Source organism: Pseudarthrobacter polychromogenes (assembly GCF_014644495.1).
Lineage (GTDB): Bacteria > Actinomycetota > Actinomycetes > Actinomycetales > Micrococcaceae > Arthrobacter > Arthrobacter polychromogenes.
The window spans coordinates 80,722-96,926 of record NZ_BMKU01000015.1 but is presented as its reverse complement, the minus strand read 5'-3'; the positions used below and the strand labels follow the sequence as shown (position 1 = coordinate 96,926).

15 protein-coding genes and 1 rRNA gene are annotated in these 16,205 nt (G+C 66.2%); 11 read left to right on the top strand and 5 right to left on the bottom strand.

Annotated elements, in window-relative coordinates:
• The first annotated feature begins 276 nt into the window (after positions 1–276).
• Positions 277–393 (top strand): 5S ribosomal RNA (gene rrf / locus IEX43_RS18335).
• Between the two features lie 570 nt (positions 394–963).
• On the opposite strand, the gene IEX43_RS20375 is transcribed toward rrf, so the two are convergent.
• Positions 964–1,905, bottom strand: coding sequence for a hypothetical protein (locus IEX43_RS20375; RefSeq protein ID WP_229666529.1), 942 nt, complete (start codon positions 1,903–1,905; stop codon positions 964–966).
• On the opposite strand from IEX43_RS20375, the gene IEX43_RS20370 reads away from it, so the two are divergent.
• From IEX43_RS20370 to IEX43_RS18285, 10 genes are all read left to right on the top strand, one after another.
• Entirely contained in the window at positions 1,858–2,754 is an 897-nt protein-coding gene (locus IEX43_RS20370; protein ID WP_229666528.1) for a hypothetical protein, read from the top strand. The two genes, IEX43_RS20375 and IEX43_RS20370, sit on opposite strands and share 48 nt — an antisense overlap.
• 3 nt (positions 2,755–2,757) lie before the next feature.
• Entirely contained in the window at positions 2,758–3,747 is a 990-nt protein-coding gene (locus IEX43_RS18325) for an HAD-IIA family hydrolase (protein ID WP_188813339.1), read from the top strand.
• Between the two features lie 9 nt (positions 3,748–3,756).
• Entirely contained in the window at positions 3,757–4,008 is a 252-nt protein-coding gene (locus IEX43_RS18320; protein WP_188813332.1) for a hypothetical protein, read from the top strand.
• A complete protein-coding gene (locus IEX43_RS18315; protein ID WP_188813330.1) occupies positions 4,008–4,823 on the top strand; it encodes a TlyA family RNA methyltransferase in 816 nt (271 codons plus the stop codon). Before IEX43_RS18320 ends, IEX43_RS18315 begins: the two co-directional genes overlap by 1 nt.
• A 13-nt stretch (positions 4,824–4,836) precedes the next feature.
• Positions 4,837–5,862: an NAD kinase gene (locus IEX43_RS18310; RefSeq protein WP_188813328.1), complete on the top strand. Its 1,026-nt coding sequence runs from the start codon at positions 4,837–4,839 to the stop codon at positions 5,860–5,862.
• Positions 5,863–5,866: 4 nt separating this feature from the next.
• Positions 5,867–7,606, top strand: a complete 1,740-nt coding sequence (recN, locus tag IEX43_RS18305) for a DNA repair protein RecN (protein ID WP_188813326.1) — start codon at positions 5,867–5,869, stop codon at positions 7,604–7,606.
• A gap of 123 nt (positions 7,607–7,729) precedes the next feature.
• Positions 7,730–9,499 carry a CTP synthase gene (locus IEX43_RS18300; protein WP_188813324.1) on the top strand — a complete coding sequence of 590 codons (1,770 nt, stop codon included), beginning with the start codon at positions 7,730–7,732 and terminating at the stop codon, positions 9,497–9,499.
• Between the two features lie 24 nt (positions 9,500–9,523).
• Positions 9,524–10,186, top strand: coding sequence for an NUDIX domain-containing protein (locus IEX43_RS18295; RefSeq protein ID WP_188813322.1), 663 nt, complete (start codon positions 9,524–9,526; stop codon positions 10,184–10,186).
• Positions 10,186–11,232, top strand: coding sequence for a site-specific tyrosine recombinase XerD (xerD, locus tag IEX43_RS18290; RefSeq protein ID WP_188813320.1), 1,047 nt, complete (start codon positions 10,186–10,188; stop codon positions 11,230–11,232). The genes IEX43_RS18295 and xerD overlap by 1 nt, the downstream gene beginning before the upstream one ends.
• Positions 11,233–11,234: 2 nt before the next feature.
• The gene (locus IEX43_RS18285; protein ID WP_188813318.1) at positions 11,235–11,714 is read left to right on the top strand and encodes an 8-oxo-dGTP diphosphatase; all 480 of its coding nucleotides are present in this window, start codon (positions 11,235–11,237) and stop codon (positions 11,712–11,714) included.
• Between the two features lie 114 nt (positions 11,715–11,828).
• Here IEX43_RS18285 and IEX43_RS18280 read toward each other — a convergent pair whose 3' ends face one another.
• The 4 genes from IEX43_RS18280 to IEX43_RS18265 are packed head-to-tail and all read right to left on the bottom strand — an operon-like array spanning position 11,829 to position 16,105.
• Entirely contained in the window at positions 11,829–12,968 is a 1,140-nt protein-coding gene (locus IEX43_RS18280) for a bifunctional 2-methylcitrate synthase/citrate synthase (protein ID WP_188813316.1), read from the bottom strand.
• 59 nt (positions 12,969–13,027) lie between these two features.
• Entirely contained in the window at positions 13,028–13,933 is a 906-nt protein-coding gene (gene prpB / locus IEX43_RS18275) for a methylisocitrate lyase (RefSeq protein ID WP_188813314.1), read from the bottom strand.
• Positions 13,933–15,453 carry an MmgE/PrpD family protein gene (locus IEX43_RS18270; protein ID WP_188813312.1) on the bottom strand — a complete coding sequence of 507 codons (1,521 nt, stop codon included), beginning with the start codon at positions 15,451–15,453 and terminating at the stop codon, positions 13,933–13,935. Before IEX43_RS18270 ends, prpB begins: the two co-directional genes overlap by 1 nt.
• Positions 15,446–16,105, bottom strand: a complete 660-nt coding sequence (locus IEX43_RS18265; protein ID WP_188813310.1) for a GntR family transcriptional regulator — start codon at positions 16,103–16,105, stop codon at positions 15,446–15,448. The genes IEX43_RS18270 and IEX43_RS18265 overlap by 8 nt, the downstream gene beginning before the upstream one ends.
• Between the last annotated feature and the right edge of the window lie 100 nt (positions 16,106–16,205).

Here is a 16,205-nt window from a genome sequence, read left to right as displayed (position 1 = left end):
ATGTGGAAGCGAGGACTAACGACTCGTGAAGCTGACCGGTACTAATAGGCCGATAACTTACACCACACACCACCCCCGCAAACGAACTTCAAAAGCGTTTGCAACCCGGGGGCGGTAAAAAGATAAACAAGACTGCTTGCGTCCACTATGTGGTTCCCAACCAACAAACCCACCCGTTTGCTGGCAAGGAACCAACAACTGAATAACAACACCACAATGTTGTAACCACAAAAGATTTCCCACACCACCCCCAGGGTTGGTGACGGGTAACAGGGTTACGGCGGTCATAGCGTGGGGGAAACGCCCGGTCCCATTCCGAACCCGGAAGCTAAGACCCACAGCGCCGATGGTACTGCACCCGGGAGGGTGTGGGAGAGTAGGTCACCGCCGGACACACACTAAAAAAGGGTCGAGGCCCCAACCACCACGGTTGGGGCCTCCCACATTTAACACCCACCCAAACCCTCTCGCACCTAATGCACCCCTTCCCGGCATCCCCTTCCACCTTGCGCAGGCCCCCGGGACGGACCCTCTCGCACTTGATGCAGGCACCGGGCGGACCCTCACGCACTTGATGCAGGCACCCGGGGCACCCTCTCTCAGTAGATGCCGCTTCCCGGACGATCCTCACCCACTTCTCCCAGCAATACCCCCCCACCCCCCGCAACAAGTGAGAGAGCATCCCGACAAACCCCGCAACAAGTGAGAGAGCGTGTGAATATTCCCACGATGCGGCGTCCTGGGCTTCACCCGTGCTGCTCTGCGGGGCGGCTCCTCTAGAATTGATGAAGATGTACGGACTTCGAAGCGCTTGATTTCGGGTTGCGTAGGAAACGAAACACGGATACGAGCGGCTGCAGTTGCGCCAGTGGTCGGCTCATAACAGGAGGAATCCACATGGCTGAGCACAACGGCGGCAACCGCGGCGGAAATGACCGCGGCGGATTCCGCGGCAACAACAATTCAGGCGGGGATCCCAGGGGCTTCCGCGCCCGCGGCAACCGCGATGGCGGCGAGTCCTCCGGACGTCCCTCCGGCGGCGGTGAGCGTAAGCCTTTCGGTGACCGGGATCGGAAGCCTTTTGGTGATCGTCCGCGTCGTGACGGTGAGGGTGACCGTCGTGGTTTCGGTGGAGGGGAGCGTAAGCCGTTTGGCGACCGTGACCGCAAGCCGTATGGCGATCGTGACCAGAAGCCCTTTGGCGATCGTCCGCGTCGTGACGGTGAGGGTGACCGTCGTGGTTTCAGCGGCGGCGGGGAGCGTAAGCCGTTTGGCGACCGTGACCGCAAGCCGTATGGCGATCGTGACCAGAAGCCCTTTGGCGATCGTCCGCGTCGTGACGGTGAGGGTGACCGCCGTGGTTTCGGTGGAGGGGAGCGTAAGCCGTTTGGCGACCGTGACCGGAAGCCCTTCAGCGGCGGCGGGGAGCGTAAGCCGTTCGGTGACCGTGACCGCAAGCCGTATGGCGATCGTGACCAGAAGCCCTTTGGCGATCGTCCGCGTCGTGACGGCGAGGGTGACCGCCGCGGCTTCGGCGGCGGAGAGAACCGGAAGCCGTTCGGTGACCGCAGCGACCGTCCCGGCCGTGGCGACCGCCAGGACCGCGCACCGCGCAGTTTCGATCGTGGCCCCAGCCGGGGAGATGCAGGTCCCCGTACCTTTGGCCGGGACCGCCCGGAAGACCGCCCTGTCCGCGAACCCAACGTCCGCGACCTCCGCAGCGCGAACCGTCCTGACCGGGAGAGGTCTCCGCAGATCGATGAGGACGTCACCGGCAAGGAACTCGACCGTGCCACCCAGCACCAGATCAAAACGCTCGAAGCAAAGAGCGCGGAATGGGTTGCCCGCCACCTTGTGATGGCCGGCCGGCTCATCGATGAAGAACCGGAGCTCGCCTTCCAGCACGCCCTCGCTGCAAGCCGCCGCGGCGGCAGGCTGGCCGCCGTCCGCGAAGCCGTAGGCCTGACCGCCTATGCCGCAGGCCATTACGGCGAAGCCCTCCGCGAATTCCGCACCTACCGCCGCATCAGCGGTTCCAACGTCCACCTTCCGGTCATGGCTGACTGCGAGCGTGGACTGGGACGCCCTGACCGCGCTCTTGACGTGGCCAGGTCCGAGGAAGCCCAGGACCTGGATGCGCCCGGCAAGGCGGAACTCGCCATTGTGGCAGCAGGTGCCAGGACCGACCTGGGGCAGCTGGACGCGGCGGTAGCCGAACTCGAGATCCCTCAGCTGGACATCAACCGGGCGTTCTCCTACAGCCCCCGGCTGTTCCGTGCGTACGCCGACGCCCTCGCCGGCGTGGGCCGCGACGCTGAAGCCGAGAAGTGGCGGAAGCAGGCCGTGGTTGCCGAAAACGCGCTGGGCCAAGGCGTAGACGAAGAGCCCGACATCATTGACCTCGGCTGGGACGAGGAGGAGGAGGCAAAGGAGGAAGCTGAGCGCCGCCGCCTGCTCGACCGCGCATCACAGGCATCCGACGCTGCCCCCAAAGCCGCACCCAACGCCGGCGCCGCAGTCGCGCCGGCGCAGGCTGCAGACCTGCAGGACGCCGAGCTGCACGCCGCACATCCGCAGGACGCCAGCATCGATGACCAGGAAGCGGACTACTTCGTTTCCGACGACGCCGAGTCGGACGAGGATTCGGTGGAACGGGACGAGCTGGAGTCCCCTGAAGCCCCGGAAAGCGGCGCTGCCGACGAACACGACTCCTCTGCGGAGTATCAGGACCAGCAGGATCGCCGGGAAGACTGACGAATGACCGACGTTCCCCTGATCTCCCTGTTCGATGCACTCCTGGCGGACCTGGACGGAGTGGTTTACGCCGGTCCGCACGCAATTCAGGGTGCCGTTGAATCGCTGAAGCAGCTCGCCGGCATTGGCGTAGGCCTGGGATACGTGACCAACAACGCGTCGCGCTCCCCGGGCCAGGTTGCCGCCCACCTCCGCGAGCTCGGGGCGCCCGCCGAAGACAACCAGGTGGTGAGCTCCTCACAGGCCGCCGCGGATCTGCTTGCGTCCCTGCTGGCACCCGGCTCCCGGATCCTCATCACGGGCAGCCCCGCCCTCGCCGCCGAGATCGAACTCGTTGGGCTGGTGCCCGTGTACAGCCAGGACGAGGGCCCGGTGGCGGTGGTCCAGGGCTTCAACCCCGAGATCGGGTGGAAAGACCTGGCCGAAGCCACGTACGTGGTCAACGCCGGAGCCCTGTGGGTGGCCACGAACACGGACATGTCCATACCGCAGGCCCGCGGCATCGCGCCCGGAAACGGAACGCTGGTCTCGGCCGTGGCAGCCGCAACAGGGCAGACACCCCGCGTGGCCGGCAAACCCGAGGCACCGCTCTTCCACTCCGCAGCCAAGCGTCTCGGGGCAGAACGCCCGCTGGTGGTGGGGGACCGGCTGGACACCGATATCCTCGGCGGAAACAACGCCGGCTTCGCCACCGTGGCGGTACTGACCGGCGTCGACACCCGCCAGACCATCCTGGCCGCCCGCGCCGCGGAACGCCCGGACTACATCATCAGCAACCTGGCGGACCTGCACCGGCCGTATCCGGAAATGACGCACCACGACGGCACGTATGCCTGTGGCGCGGCCACGGCGCGTGTGGCCAACGGTGCGGTGGGCATTATTGGCAGCCAAGACAGCCTGGACTCCTGGCGCGCCGCGTGCGCAGCATGGTGGGCGGCGACGCCGGACGCCTCCACCCCCCAGGCGCCCGAGCTGGTGTGGCTGGATCACTAGACTGGTGGAATGACTGAGCTGACCGAACCGGAATATGCAGCAGCCCAGCCATCCCCGGACTGGCCCGGCATCAGCGATGCGGGAGTGGCGGATCCCGTGGTGGCACAGGCGCTGGGCCGGCTGGAGGCACTGCCGCAGGTCCCGGTGTCCGACCATGAAAACGTCTACAACGAACTCCACGACGAACTGCTGGCCGCGCTTAACAGCGTTCCCGGCAACAGCGCGCCCATGAGTGTGGATCCGACGGACGGTGCCGCCTGATGCCGGTACGCCTCGACCAGGCTTTGGTGGCCCGCGGGCTTGCAAGGTCCCGGACACACGCAGCCGCCTTGATTGCCGAAGGCAAAGTCACCTCAGCAGGACAGGTCCTGGCCAAGGCGTCCCTCCAGGTGGACGAGGACAGGCCCCTGGACGTCGACCATGACGAGCGGGACACCTACGTCAGCCGGGCCGGACACAAACTTGCGGGCGCGCTTGACGCTTTTCCCGGCATCACACCGGACGGCAAAAGGTGCCTGGACGCCGGTGCCTCCACCGGCGGCTTCACCGACGTCCTGCTGCGGCGCGGTGCCGCACACGTGGTGGCGGTCGACGTCGGGCACGGCCAGCTGGTGCAGCGGCTGCGGGAAGATCCCCGCGTGGACGTCCACGAGGGATTGAACGTCCGGTACATGTCGCCCGCCGATATCGGGGGAACCGCGGAACTCACCGTGGCAGACCTGTCCTTCATCTCCCTCACCCTGGTGGTCCAGCCGCTGGCACTGTGTACCGACCCCGGCGGGGACCTGGTGCTGATGGTGAAGCCGCAGTTCGAGATCGGCAAGGACAGGCTGGGACGGACAGGCGTTGTCACCTCCGGGCGGGAACGCCGCCTTGCGGTGGAAAAAGTGGCCAGGGCAGCGCTCGACGCCGGACTGGACTTGTGCGGCCTGGCGGTTAGTCCGCTGCCGGGCCAGGACGGAAACGTCGAATACTTCCTGTGGATAAAACGCAGGATCAGCCAAGACTTGCCTAAGATCGAAGAGCGGGAGGCAGCGGCTGCTGCCTTGCTCGGACGAATCTGGCCGAACCACTAGAGAGCGGAACCTGATGAGCAGGCGTGTACTGGTCCTCGCCCATACCGGCCGCGAGGACTCGCTGAAGGCCGCCTGGGAGGCGTGCGCCCTCCTGCACGCCTCGGGGATCGTGCCGGTCATGCAGGAATCCGAACTTGCAGACATGGAACGGTTCTTCGGACACCTGGCCCAGCCCGTGGAGGTCCTCCACGACCATGTCCAGCTGCCGGACGTTGAACTGGTGATGGTCCTGGGCGGCGACGGCACCATCCTGCGCGCCGCTGAACTGGTCCGGGAAGTGGACGTGCCGCTGCTGGGCGTCAACCTTGGCCATGTGGGCTTCCTGGCCGAAAGCGAGCGGGCGGACCTCGCCCAGACCGTCGAGTGGATCGCCAGCCGCGAGTACACCGTGGAAGAGCGGATGACCATTGATGTCCAGGTGTGGGTCCGCGGCCAGAAGATCTGGCACACGTGGGCGCTGAACGAGGCCGCCATCGAGAAGGCCAACCGCGAACGCATGCTCGAGGTAGTGACCGAAGTGGACGAACGTCCCCTCACGTCCTTTGGCTGCGACGGCATCGTCCTGGCCACCCCCACCGGCTCCACGGCCTATGGGTTTTCGGCCGGCGGCCCCGTGGTCTGGCCCGAGGTGGAGGCACTGGTCATCGTTCCCATCAGTGCCCACGCGCTCTTCGCCAAGCCGCTGGTGGTCTCGCCCCGTTCCAGGCTGGCCGTGGAGGTCCTGGGCCGGACGGATGCCCAGGGCGTCCTGTGGTGTGATGGCAGGCGCTCCGTGGATTTGCCGCCGGGCGCCCGGGTGGAAGTCACAAAATCCGCCACCCCCGTGCGGCTGGCCCGCACCCACCAGACGCCGTTTTCGGCCCGTCTGGTCCGCAAGTTCGAGCTGCCGATCCACGGCTGGCGGGGACCGGTACCCAAGGCGGACGCCATCCACACCGGCCCCATACCCATCGTCCGGACACCGCGGCCCATGCCTCCGCTCCAGGTGCCCCAGTCGGACCAGCCGGGCGATGACAACGATCCCACCACCGCAAAGTGAAGCCATGCTTGAAGAACTGAGAATCCGCGATCTTGGCGTTATCACCGACGCAACGCTGCCGCTCGGGCCGGGCCTGAGCGTGGTGACCGGCGAGACCGGCGCCGGCAAGACCATGGTGGTCACCGCCGTCGGCCTGCTCCTGGGCGCGCGCTCGGATGCCGGAGCCGTCAGGAGCGGCGCGAAGAGCGCCACGGCCGAGGCAGTGCTGAAGCTCGACGCCGGCCATCCCGCGATTGCCAGGGCAGTGGAGGCAGGGGCGGATACGGAAGAGGTCGACGGCGGCGCGGAGCTGATCCTTGCCCGTCGCCTTGGCTCCGACGGCCGCAGCCGTGCCTTCCTGGGCGGCAGGGCCGCGCCGGTAGGCGTCCTGGCCGAAATCGGCGAGACCCTGGTGGTGGTCCACGGCCAGTCGGACCAGATCCGGCTCAAGGGAGCGGCCGCCCAGCGGGGCGCCCTGGACAAGTTCGCCGGTGAATCGCTGGCCGGTCCGCTGGCCGCCTACCAGGCCCTATACAATCACTGGAAGTCCAGCCAGGCCGAGCTGGACAGCCTCCGCAGCGCTGCGCGTGACAGGCTGCGTGAGGCCGAATCCCTGCAGAGCGCCCTCGCCGAAATCGATGAGGTTGATCCGCAGCCGGGGGAGGACGAAGTCCTCAAAGCCGAAGCGGTGAAGCTGGCCAACGTCGAGGAGCTTCGCATCGCCGCGAGCACAGCCCACCAGGCGCTCATCGCCGAGGACTTCGGTGAAGAGGGGGACGCCACCACCCTGGTTGACGCTGCCAAGCGGACGCTGGAGCATGTGGCCGAGCATGATGCCGAGCTGGGGTCTGCCGCCGCGCGCCTGGCCGAAGTGGGCTTCTTGCTGAACGACATCGCCACCGAGCTGGCCAGCTACCAGGCCGGGCTGGATACGGAAGGACCCGAACGGCTCGCGGAGATCGAGGACCGCCGGGCCGTGCTGGCCAAACTGGTCCGCAAATACGCTCCCACCATCGACGAGGTGTTGGTCTGGGCGGAGAACGCCCGCGTGCGCTTCGATGAACTGCAGGACGATTCCACCCGGATCGAAAAGCTGGACGCCGAAGTGGTCCAGGCGGAGGCCGACCTGACGAAGCAGGCTGCGGCCATCAGCAAGATCAGGGCCAAGGCCGCGAAGGACCTGTCAGCCCGGGTCAGCGCGGAGTTGAAGGCGCTGGCCATGGCTGATGCCACTTTGGTCATCAATCTCGAGCCCGGTGGCCAGCTGGGGCCGCACGGCGCGGACGAAATCAGCTTCCTGCTGCAGCCGCACTCCGGAGCCCCCGCCCGGCCCCTCGGCAAAGGCGCCTCCGGCGGTGAACTGTCCCGCGTCATGCTCGCCATCGAGGTGGTGCTGGCAGCCGTGGACCCGGTCCCGACGTTCGTCTTCGACGAGGTGGACGCCGGCGTGGGTGGCCGTGCCGCCGTCGAAATCGGCCGCAGGCTCGCCATGCTGGCCCGCCACGTCCAGGTGCTGGTAGTCACCCACCTGCCGCAGGTAGCCGCCTTCGCGGACCAGCACATCACCGTCACCAAGACCTCCGTCCGGGGAGCCGACGGCGGAACGGCCACCGGGTTCACGTCCAGTGATGTCCGCCTCCTCGACGGTCCCGAAAGGGTCCGCGAACTGGCCCGCATGCTGGCCGGACAGGAGGATTCAGAGTCTGCGCAGGCCCACGCCCGGGAGCTGCTGGACGACGCGAAACTGCTGCCCCAGCGGGCCTGAAAGCGGGCCCGGGCGGGTTCCGGCCGGGCTTTGTGTGCAGGCTGCCCCTTGAACGGCGGCCGGCACACGGGCAAACTTGGACGTTTGGGGAACACTGCCGGCGATCCGTGGAAGGCTCAAATGATGATAGGCTCGAATTCCGTGGTGCAGCGATCAAATTCCCGTGTAAATTCCCGGTTCCCGGGCTCATCCAAGACGACCAAACACATCTTCGTAACCGGTGGTGTGGCGTCCTCGCTCGGTAAGGGACTGACGGCATCAAGCCTCGGTCACCTGCTGCGCGCACGCGGCCTGTCTGTGACTATGCAGAAGCTCGATCCGTACCTGAACGTGGATCCGGGCACCATGAACCCCTTCCAGCACGGCGAGGTCTTCGTCACCGACGACGGTGCCGAGACGGACCTGGACATCGGACACTACGAGCGCTTCCTGGACGAAAACCTGGAAGGTTCAGCGAACGTGACCACGGGACAGGTGTACTCAACAGTCATCGCCAAGGAGCGCCGCGGCGAGTACCTCGGCGACACCGTCCAGGTCATCCCGCACATCACCGATGAGATCAAGCGCCGCATGCGCCTGCCGGCCGAGGGCAAGAACGCCCCGGACGTCATCATCACCGAAATCGGCGGCACCGTGGGCGACATCGAATCCCAGCCGTTCCTCGAATCGGCCCGCCAGGTGCGCCAGGACATTGGCCGCACCAACGTGTTTTTCCTCCACGTCTCCCTCGTCCCGTACATCGGGCCGTCCCAGGAGCTGAAGACCAAGCCCACCCAGCACTCCGTCGCAGCCCTGCGGTCCATCGGTATCCAGCCCGAGGCTATCGTTATCCGCTCGGACCGCGAAGTGCCCGAAGCCATGCGGGAAAAGATCGGCCGGATGTGCGATGTCGACATCGATGCCGTGGTGAACGCCGCCGATGCCCCCAGCATCTACGACATCCCCAAGACCCTCCACACGCAGGGCCTGGACTCGTACATCGTGCGTGCCCTGGACCTGCCCTTCAAGGACGTGGACTGGACCAGCTGGGACAAGCTGCTCGAAGCCGTACACAACCCCAAGCACGAGGTTGAGATCGCGCTGGTGGGCAAGTACATTGACCTGCCCGACGCCTACCTGTCCGTGACAGAGGCCCTGCGCGCCGGCGGCTTCGCCAACGACACCAAGGTTAAGATCCGCTGGGTTCCCTCGGACGAGTGCGAAACCCGCGAAGGCGCCATCAAGGCGCTCGACGGCGTCGACGCCATCTGCGTTCCCGGCGGCTTCGGCATCCGCGGACTTGAGGGCAAGCTCGGCGCCCTGAAGTTCGCCCGCGAAACCAAGCTGCCGGTCCTGGGACTTTGCCTGGGCCTGCAGTGCATGGTCATCGAATACGCCCGCAACGTGGTGGGCCTCGAAGGCGCATCGTCCAGCGAGTTCGAGCCGGATTCGAAGTACCCCGTCATTGCCACCATGGAAGAGCAGCTGGAGTTCGTTGAAGGCGGCGGCGACCTCGGCGGCACCATGCGCCTGGGCCTCTACGAAGCAAAGCTCGACGCCGGATCCGTCATCGCTGAAACGTACGGCAAGACCACCGTCAGCGAACGCCACCGCCACCGCTACGAGGTCAACAACAAGTACCGCGACCAGATCGCAGCCAAAGGCCTGGTCTTCTCCGGCACGTCCCCGGACGGCAAGCTCGTTGAATTCGTAGAGCTTCCCGCGGACGTCCACCCGTACTACGTGGCCACCCAGGCGCACCCCGAGCTGAGCTCGCGTCCCACCCGGCCGCACCCGCTCTTCGCAGGCCTGGTCAAGGCAGCCCTGAACCACCAGAAGGGCTCCGACACGGCCGGCACCGCGGATGCCGGTGCAACCGGGGCACTGCAGTCCGGTACGGTAGCCGCTAAGTAGTTCCGACAGAAAAAGGACGGCGCGATGCCCGGTACACCTGAAGCCACCCCTGCTGCGAAGCAGGTTTCGGATGCACCGAGCCCGCGCCGTCTTTTGTCTACCGAGAAGGTCTACGAAGGCCGGATCTGGGACGTGGTCAGCGACAGCTTCCAGCTTCAGGAAACCGGAGAAGCACTTACCCGCGACTACATCGACCACCCCGGTGCGGTAGCCGTCCTGCCGATGAACGCTGCCGGCGAGATCCTCCTCCTCAGGCAGTACCGCCATCCGGTGGGCATGGATCTTTGGGAGATCCCCGCCGGCCTGCTGGACGTTGAGGGTGAGGACTTCGTGGTGGGGGCCGCCCGCGAACTGGCCGAGGAAGCGGACCTCGCCGCGGCTACCTGGAATGTCCTGGCGGACTTTTTCAATTCCCCGGGCTCTTCCAGCGAGGCCATCAGGATCTACCTGGCCCGGGACCTGGCCGACATACCCCATCACGAACGCCACGAGCGGACGGATGAGGAAGCCGAGATCGAGTTCCACTGGATCAGCCTGGACGACGCCGTGGACTCCGTCCTGGCCGGCCGGCTCCACAACCCGTCCGCCGTCGTCGGAATCCTGGCCGCCGCTGCCGCACGCGCCAGCGGATTTGAGGGGCTCCGTCCCGCGGACGCACCCTGGCCTGCGCACCCCAGCCAGCGCTGATGGTGCCTCTCCCCTCCACAGAGCTGGCCGCCGCAGGGCCGGCTGTCGCCAACGCAACCCCGGCTGTCGCCGAGGCAGCACGGGCAGAGCCGGTCAAGGATGCCGCCCCGCCCACGGCCATCGACCGCGGCATCACCGACTACCTGCAGCACATGGGCGTTGAGCGGGGACTGGCTGTCAACACCCTCTCCGCCTACCGGCGGGATCTCACCCGTTATGCCCGCTACCTGGCAGCCGCCGGCTGCACGCGCCCGGAGGACATCACCCGCCACCACGTTACGGGATACGTCCGGGCGCTGGCTGACGGGTCCGACGGCGGTTCCACGCTGGGCGTCAGGTCCGCCGCCAGGACCGTGGTGGCCGTCCGCGGACTCCACAAGTTCTGGGCTTTGGAAGGCTTCACGCCCACGGACCCCGCCAGCGAAGTCCACCCGCCCATGCCCGGCAAACGGCTGCCGAAGGCCATCAGCGTGGACGAAGTCACGCGGATCCTCGAGGCGGCTGGTACGGACACGGCTACGGGGCTGCGCGACCGGGCCCTCCTGGAATTCCTGTACTCCACCGGAGCGAGGATCAGTGAAGCCGTGGGCCTGGACGTTGATGACATCTCATTGGATGCTGAGGCGTCCGGCCCGGCCATCGTGCGGCTCTTCGGCAAGGGTTCCAAAGAACGGCTGGTGCCCCTTGGCTCCTACGGTGCCAGGGCCCTGGAAGCGTATTTGGTGCGGGGCCGGCCCCTGCTGGCAGCCAAGGGAAAAGGCACCCCGGCGCTGTTCCTGAACGCCCGCGGCGGCCGGATCAGCCGGCAGAGCGCCTGGACCATCCTGAAGGCGGCGGCCGAAAAGGCGAACATCACCAAGGACGTGTCACCCCACACCCTCCGGCACTCCTTTGCCACCCACCTGCTCGAAGGCGGCGCGGACGTCCGTGTGGTCCAGGAGTTGCTGGGCCACGCCTCGGTGACCACCACGCAGGTGTACACCCTGGTCACGGCCGATACCCTGCGGGAGATCTACGCCGCCGCGCATCCCCGGGCGCTGGGCTGAGCATGGCTGCCGCGGTTGCCCTGTGTTTCCTGCTCCGCGAGGTTGACGGCGTGCCCCAGGTGCTGCTGGGTCTGAAGAAGACGGGCTTTGGGCGCGGAAAGATCGTTGGCATCGGCGGCCACGTGGAACCGGGCGAGAGCGACGCGGAGGCCGCGATCCGCGAGGTGCGGGAGGAAGCTGACGTCGGGCTCCGCCATGAGGACCTTCGGGACGCTGGGGTCATCCGGTTCGTGTTCCCTGCCAAGCCGGAGTGGGACATGCGCACGCGGCTGTTCACAGCGCTGCGCTGGGACGGAGAGCCCTCGGAAAGCGTTGAGATCGCCCCCGCCTGGTTTGATACCGCCACCCTGCCTGTGGAGCGGATGTGGCAGGATGCCGACCACTGGCTGCCGGTGGTGCTGGAAGGCGGGAAGGTCAACATCGTTGTGACCATGGACAACGACAACGAGGCTGTCGCCTCCTCCGAAAGCCTGCTGTTCTAAGCCTTCAGGACAGGACTCCACAGAGGGAAGAACGACGGCGGCGCGGCCACCCTGGAAGGTGACCGCGCCGCCGTGGCTCACAGGCCGTCGTCGTGCTTTCCGCAGGGGCGGGGGTTACGCCAGGTGCCGTTCCTCCGGGCCAACGTATTCGCTCAGCGGACGGATCAGCGAGTTCGAGTCCAACTGCTCCATGATGTGCGCTGTCCAGCCCGTGATCCGGCTGGCGACGAACAGGGGAGTGAACGTCTCGGTGTCGAAGCCCATCAGGTGGTAGGTGGGCCCTGCCGGGTAGTCGAGGTTGGGCTTGATAGCCTTGGCCTCGTCCATGGCAGTCTCGAGTCCCTGGTACAGGCCCAGGAGTTCCGGCCTGCCATAGTGCGCAATCATCTTGTCCAGGGCCGCCTTCATGGTGGGCACCCGGGAGTCGCCGTGCTTGTATACCCTGTGTCCGAACCCCATCACCTTCTTTTTGTTGGCCAGGGCGTCCTCCATCCAGGCCTTGGCGCGCGCTGCCGCTTCTTCCAGCGATTCCTCCGGCCGGATGCCGATCTCATCGAAGGTATGCATAACGGCCTCGTTCGCACCTCCATGCAGCGGGCCTTTCAGGGCCCCGATGGCTCCCGTGACCGCTGAATGCAGGTCCGAAAGAGTGGAGGTGATGACCCGTGCCGTGAAGGTCGAGGCGTTAAAACTGTGTTCGGCGTAAAGGATCATGGAAACGTTGAAGGCCTCCACCACTTCCGGCACCTGTTCCTCACCGAAGGCCATCCACAGGAAGTTGGCCGAGTAGCCCAGGTCGTCACGGGGCGCAATGGCGGTTTGCCCGTGCCTGCGCCGCTGGTCGTAGGCCACCACGGCCGGCATCGCTGCGAACAGGTCCACGGCCTTTGCCATGTTGGCTTCCCGCGATGAGTCCTCCGCCAACGGATGCCTGGCACCCATGACGGAGGCTGCCGTCCGGCAGACATCCATCGGGTGGGCGCTGATGGGCAAGGCATCGATTACCTGCTTGACCACCGGGTCCAGGGCCCGCCCGGCGCGTTCCCGCGCAGTGAATTCGGACAGCTGGTCCGCGGTGGGCAGCTCCCCGTTCCAGAGCAGATACGCGACTTCCTCAAAGCTGCACCGTGCCGCGAGCTCCTGGACCGGGTAGCCGCGGTACAGCAGCGAGTTGGTGTCCGGGTTGACCTTCGAGACGGACGTGTAGTCCACTACGACGCCGGCGAGACCTTTTTTAATGTCCTGTTCAGCCATGCTGAAACTCCCTTGTTCCTGTCGCCTTTCGGATGCCGGCCGCGGCCGGCGGTGGTCCTTTAGTGCTTTCCGGGGACCTGGAAATTGAAGACCCCGGTGTCAAAACGGTTGTAGGCCTCGTAGTCCACGAGTTCGTACAGCCGCGCACGGGTCAGCATGCTGCCAACCTGCGCCTCCTGCGTTCCCTCAGCCTTGATCGAGTCCAGCGTACGCTCAGCAGCGCCCATGGCACTACGGAGCAGGGTGACCGGATAAATCACCATGTTCACGCCCACGGCTGCCAGCTGGTCCACCGAGAAGAGGTCGCTCTTTCCGAACTCCGTCATGTTGGCCAGGATGGGCACGTCCACGGCATCGCGGATGGCCTGGAACTCGTCCAGGGTGGCCATCGCTTCGGGGAAAATCGCGTCGGCGCCGGCGTCCACGAGTGCTTTCGCCCGGTCCTGTGCCGCCGCCAGTCCATCCGTGGCACGGATGTCGGTGCGGGCCATGATCAGGAAGTTGGGGTCACGGCGGGCGTCCGCGGCAGCGCGGATGCGTTTGGTGGCGGTGTCCAGGTCCACGACGTTCTTGCCGTCGAGGTGGCCGCAGCGCTTGGGGTTGAACTGGTCCTCGATGTGCAGTCCGGCGAGGCCGGCGTTCTCAAGTTCCTGCACGGTGCGGGCAACGTTCATGGGTTCGCCGAAGCCGGTGTCCGCATCCACGATGGCGGGCAGGTCCGTCATGCGGGCGATCTGGCCCGCGCGGGTGGCCACTTCCGTAAGGGTGGTCAGTCCGATGTCCGGCAGCCCGAGGTCGTTGGCCAGCACTGCACCGGAGATGTAAACCCCGGCGAAGCCCTTTTCCTCGATCAACCGGGCGGAGAGGGGGTTGAACGCGCCGGGGAACTGCTGGATGGTTCCGGAGGCCAGGAGCTCCCGGAACCGGATCCGTTTCTGCTCCGGTGTGGTCCTGGAATACAGCATCAGAACAGTCCCTTGGGTGCGGCGGCGAAGTCGATAACGCCGGGGGCGGCGGTGATGTTCAGCTGGTCCAGCTCACCGGCGGCGAGTTCCGGCAGGCGTTCGACGGCGGCGAGGAACCTTTCAATCTCGGCTTCATCCACGAGCCCGGCGGCGAGGGTGCGGAACTTGTTGATGTACTGCTCGCGGCCAAAGGGCCTGGCGCCGAGGGGGTGGGCGTCGGCAACCGCGATGCTGTCCTTGATGACCGTGCCGTTCGCCAGGGTGATCTCCACGGAGCCGCCGAAGGCCTTCTCGGCAATGTCCAGGGAGTGGTAGCGGCGGGTCCACTCGGGGTCTTCCTCGGTGCTGACCTTCTGCCACAGGTCCACCGTGTCCGGCCGTCCGGCGCGTTCGGGGGAGTAGGAGTCCACGTGGTGCCAGGCGCCGTCCTGCAGGGCCACCGTGAAGATGTAGGGAATGGAGTGGTCCAGCGTTTCCCTTGATGCGGTGGGTGAGTACTTCTGGGGATCGTTGGCGCCGGAGCCAATGACATAGTGCGTGTGGTGGCTCGTTTTGATGAGCACGGACTTTACGTTGGCGGGGTCCGTGGCTTCGGGGTGTTCGCGGTTCAGTTTCCGGGCCAGGTCGATCCAGGCCTGAGCCTGGTACTCGGCAGAGTGTTCCTTAGTGTAGGTGTCCAGGATGGCGCGCTTTGCTTCCCCGGCCTCCGGCAGCGGCACCATGTAGGAGGCATCCGGGCCGTCCAGCATCCAGGCGATGACGCCGTCTTCACCTTCGTAGATGGGCACAGGGGAGGTCTGCCCGCGCATGGCACGGTCTGCGGCCTCGACGGCCATCTTTCCGGCGAACGCCGGGGCGTGCGCCTTCCAGGTGGAGATCTCGCCCTTGCGAGACTGCCTGGTTGCTGTGGTGGTGTGCAGGGCCTGGCCGACGGACTGGAAGATGGTCTCGACGTCCAGCCCCAGCAGAGTGCCGATGCCGGCGGCTGCCGACGGGCCAAGGTGCGCCACATGGTCGATCTTGTGCTTGTGCAGGCAGATTGCCTTGACCAGGTTCACCTGGATTTCGTACCCGGTGGTGATGCCGCGGATGAGGTCCTGTCCGTTGGAACCGGTGTGCTGGGCAACGGCCAGGACCGGCGGGATGTTGTCGCCGGGATGTGAGTAGTCAGCGGCCAGGAAGGTGTCGTGGTAATCCAGTTCCCGCACGGCAACCCCGTTGGCCCAGGCGGCCCATTCCGGTGATACGCGCTCACCGATACCGAAGACTTTGGCGCCCTGGCCGCCGGTGCTGGGGCCGTGGGCCAGGGCCTGGGCTCGGGCAGCCACAATCGGCCCGCGGTTCAAGGAGGCTATGGCCACCGAGGCGTTGTCGATGACCCGGTTGATCACCATGTCGGCCACCTCGGGCGTTACCGCGACGGGGTCGGTGGCAACCTTGGCGATCTTGTAGGCGAGCTGTTCCTCGCGGGGCAGGTTTTCCTCGCTCCTGTAAACCCGGACGTGGTGTTCCTTAACCATGGTGCTCCTTGTGGTGGGGTGTGTGCGTGTTCTTGACGTGCGAAAGGCTTCGGTGCAGGTGGAGGATGGTGGCGGCTTCGGCGAGCCTGGGGTTGCGGGCGGCGATCGCTTCGGCGATGGCTGCGTGCTCTGCTGCTGCGGCCGTGAGCCGCTGCGCATCGTCGGCTGCCAGGCGCCGCACGCGCACCAGGTGCACCCGCAGGCCGCGCATGGCCTGCGCCAGGTAGGAGTTGGAGACGGCGGCATCGATGGCGGCGTCGAGGCGCCCGGCAAGATCGTAGTAGGCGTGCCGGCCGGGGTCGCTGCCGTCAATGAGGGCCGGGGCTTCGAGCAGCTCCTTGTGGAGCTGGAGGAAAACGCCGGGATCAGCGCGTTCGGCTGCCAGCGCTGCGGCTTTGCTTTCGAGGGTTTCGCGGAGCTCGAAGAGTTCGTCGATGTCATCGAGCGAAACGTCGGTGACGACGACGCCGCGGCTGCCGGCCGTCGTCGTCAGCCCTTCGGCGGTAAGCCGGCTCAGCGCCTCCCGCAGTGGAGTGCGTGAGACGCCAAGGCGTTCGGACTGTTCCACTTCAGCAAGCACCGTGCCCGGAAGGAGGCGCCATTCGGTGATGTCGTCGCGTAGGGCGGCGTAGGCCCTGTCACTGGCGCGCATCGTTGCCTCCTTCGGTAATGGACTCCCTCAGTGTATACAGAAGGCCTCATTATGCCAACCAAGAGCTGTTCAATGCCGGATTTGCCGCATTTATGTATAC

What these genes read in the sequence shown, in the direction of transcription:
- IEX43_RS18315 (WP_188813330.1), top strand. Translation starts at nt 4,008, where the DNA reads ATGCCGGTACGCCTCGACCAGGCTTTGGTGGCCCGCGGGCTTGCAAGG.
- IEX43_RS18265 (WP_188813310.1), bottom strand. Translation starts at nt 16,105, where the DNA reads ATGCGCGCCAGTGACAGGGCCTACGCCGCCCTACGCGACGACATCACC.
- prpB (WP_188813314.1), bottom strand. Translation starts at nt 13,933, where the DNA reads ATGCTGTATTCCAGGACCACACCGGAGCAGAAACGGATCCGGTTCCGG.
- IEX43_RS18285 (WP_188813318.1), top strand. Translation starts at nt 11,235, where the DNA reads ATGGCTGCCGCGGTTGCCCTGTGTTTCCTGCTCCGCGAGGTTGACGGC.
- IEX43_RS18325 (WP_188813339.1), top strand. Translation starts at nt 2,758, where the DNA reads ATGACCGACGTTCCCCTGATCTCCCTGTTCGATGCACTCCTGGCGGAC.
- IEX43_RS18310 (WP_188813328.1), top strand. Translation starts at nt 4,837, where the DNA reads ATGAGCAGGCGTGTACTGGTCCTCGCCCATACCGGCCGCGAGGACTCG.
- IEX43_RS20370 (WP_229666528.1), top strand. Translation starts at nt 1,858, where the DNA reads ATGGCCGGCCGGCTCATCGATGAAGAACCGGAGCTCGCCTTCCAGCAC.
- IEX43_RS18280 (WP_188813316.1), bottom strand. Translation starts at nt 12,968, where the DNA reads ATGGCTGAACAGGACATTAAAAAAGGTCTCGCCGGCGTCGTAGTGGAC.
- IEX43_RS18270 (WP_188813312.1), bottom strand. Translation starts at nt 15,453, where the DNA reads ATGGTTAAGGAACACCACGTCCGGGTTTACAGGAGCGAGGAAAACCTG.
- IEX43_RS18320 (WP_188813332.1), top strand. Translation starts at nt 3,757, where the DNA reads ATGACTGAGCTGACCGAACCGGAATATGCAGCAGCCCAGCCATCCCCG.
- recN (WP_188813326.1), top strand. Translation starts at nt 5,867, where the DNA reads ATGCTTGAAGAACTGAGAATCCGCGATCTTGGCGTTATCACCGACGCA.
- xerD (WP_188813320.1), top strand. Translation starts at nt 10,186, where the DNA reads ATGGTGCCTCTCCCCTCCACAGAGCTGGCCGCCGCAGGGCCGGCTGTC.
- IEX43_RS18300 (WP_188813324.1), top strand. Translation starts at nt 7,730, where the DNA reads ATGATAGGCTCGAATTCCGTGGTGCAGCGATCAAATTCCCGTGTAAAT.
- IEX43_RS18295 (WP_188813322.1), top strand. Translation starts at nt 9,524, where the DNA reads ATGCCCGGTACACCTGAAGCCACCCCTGCTGCGAAGCAGGTTTCGGAT.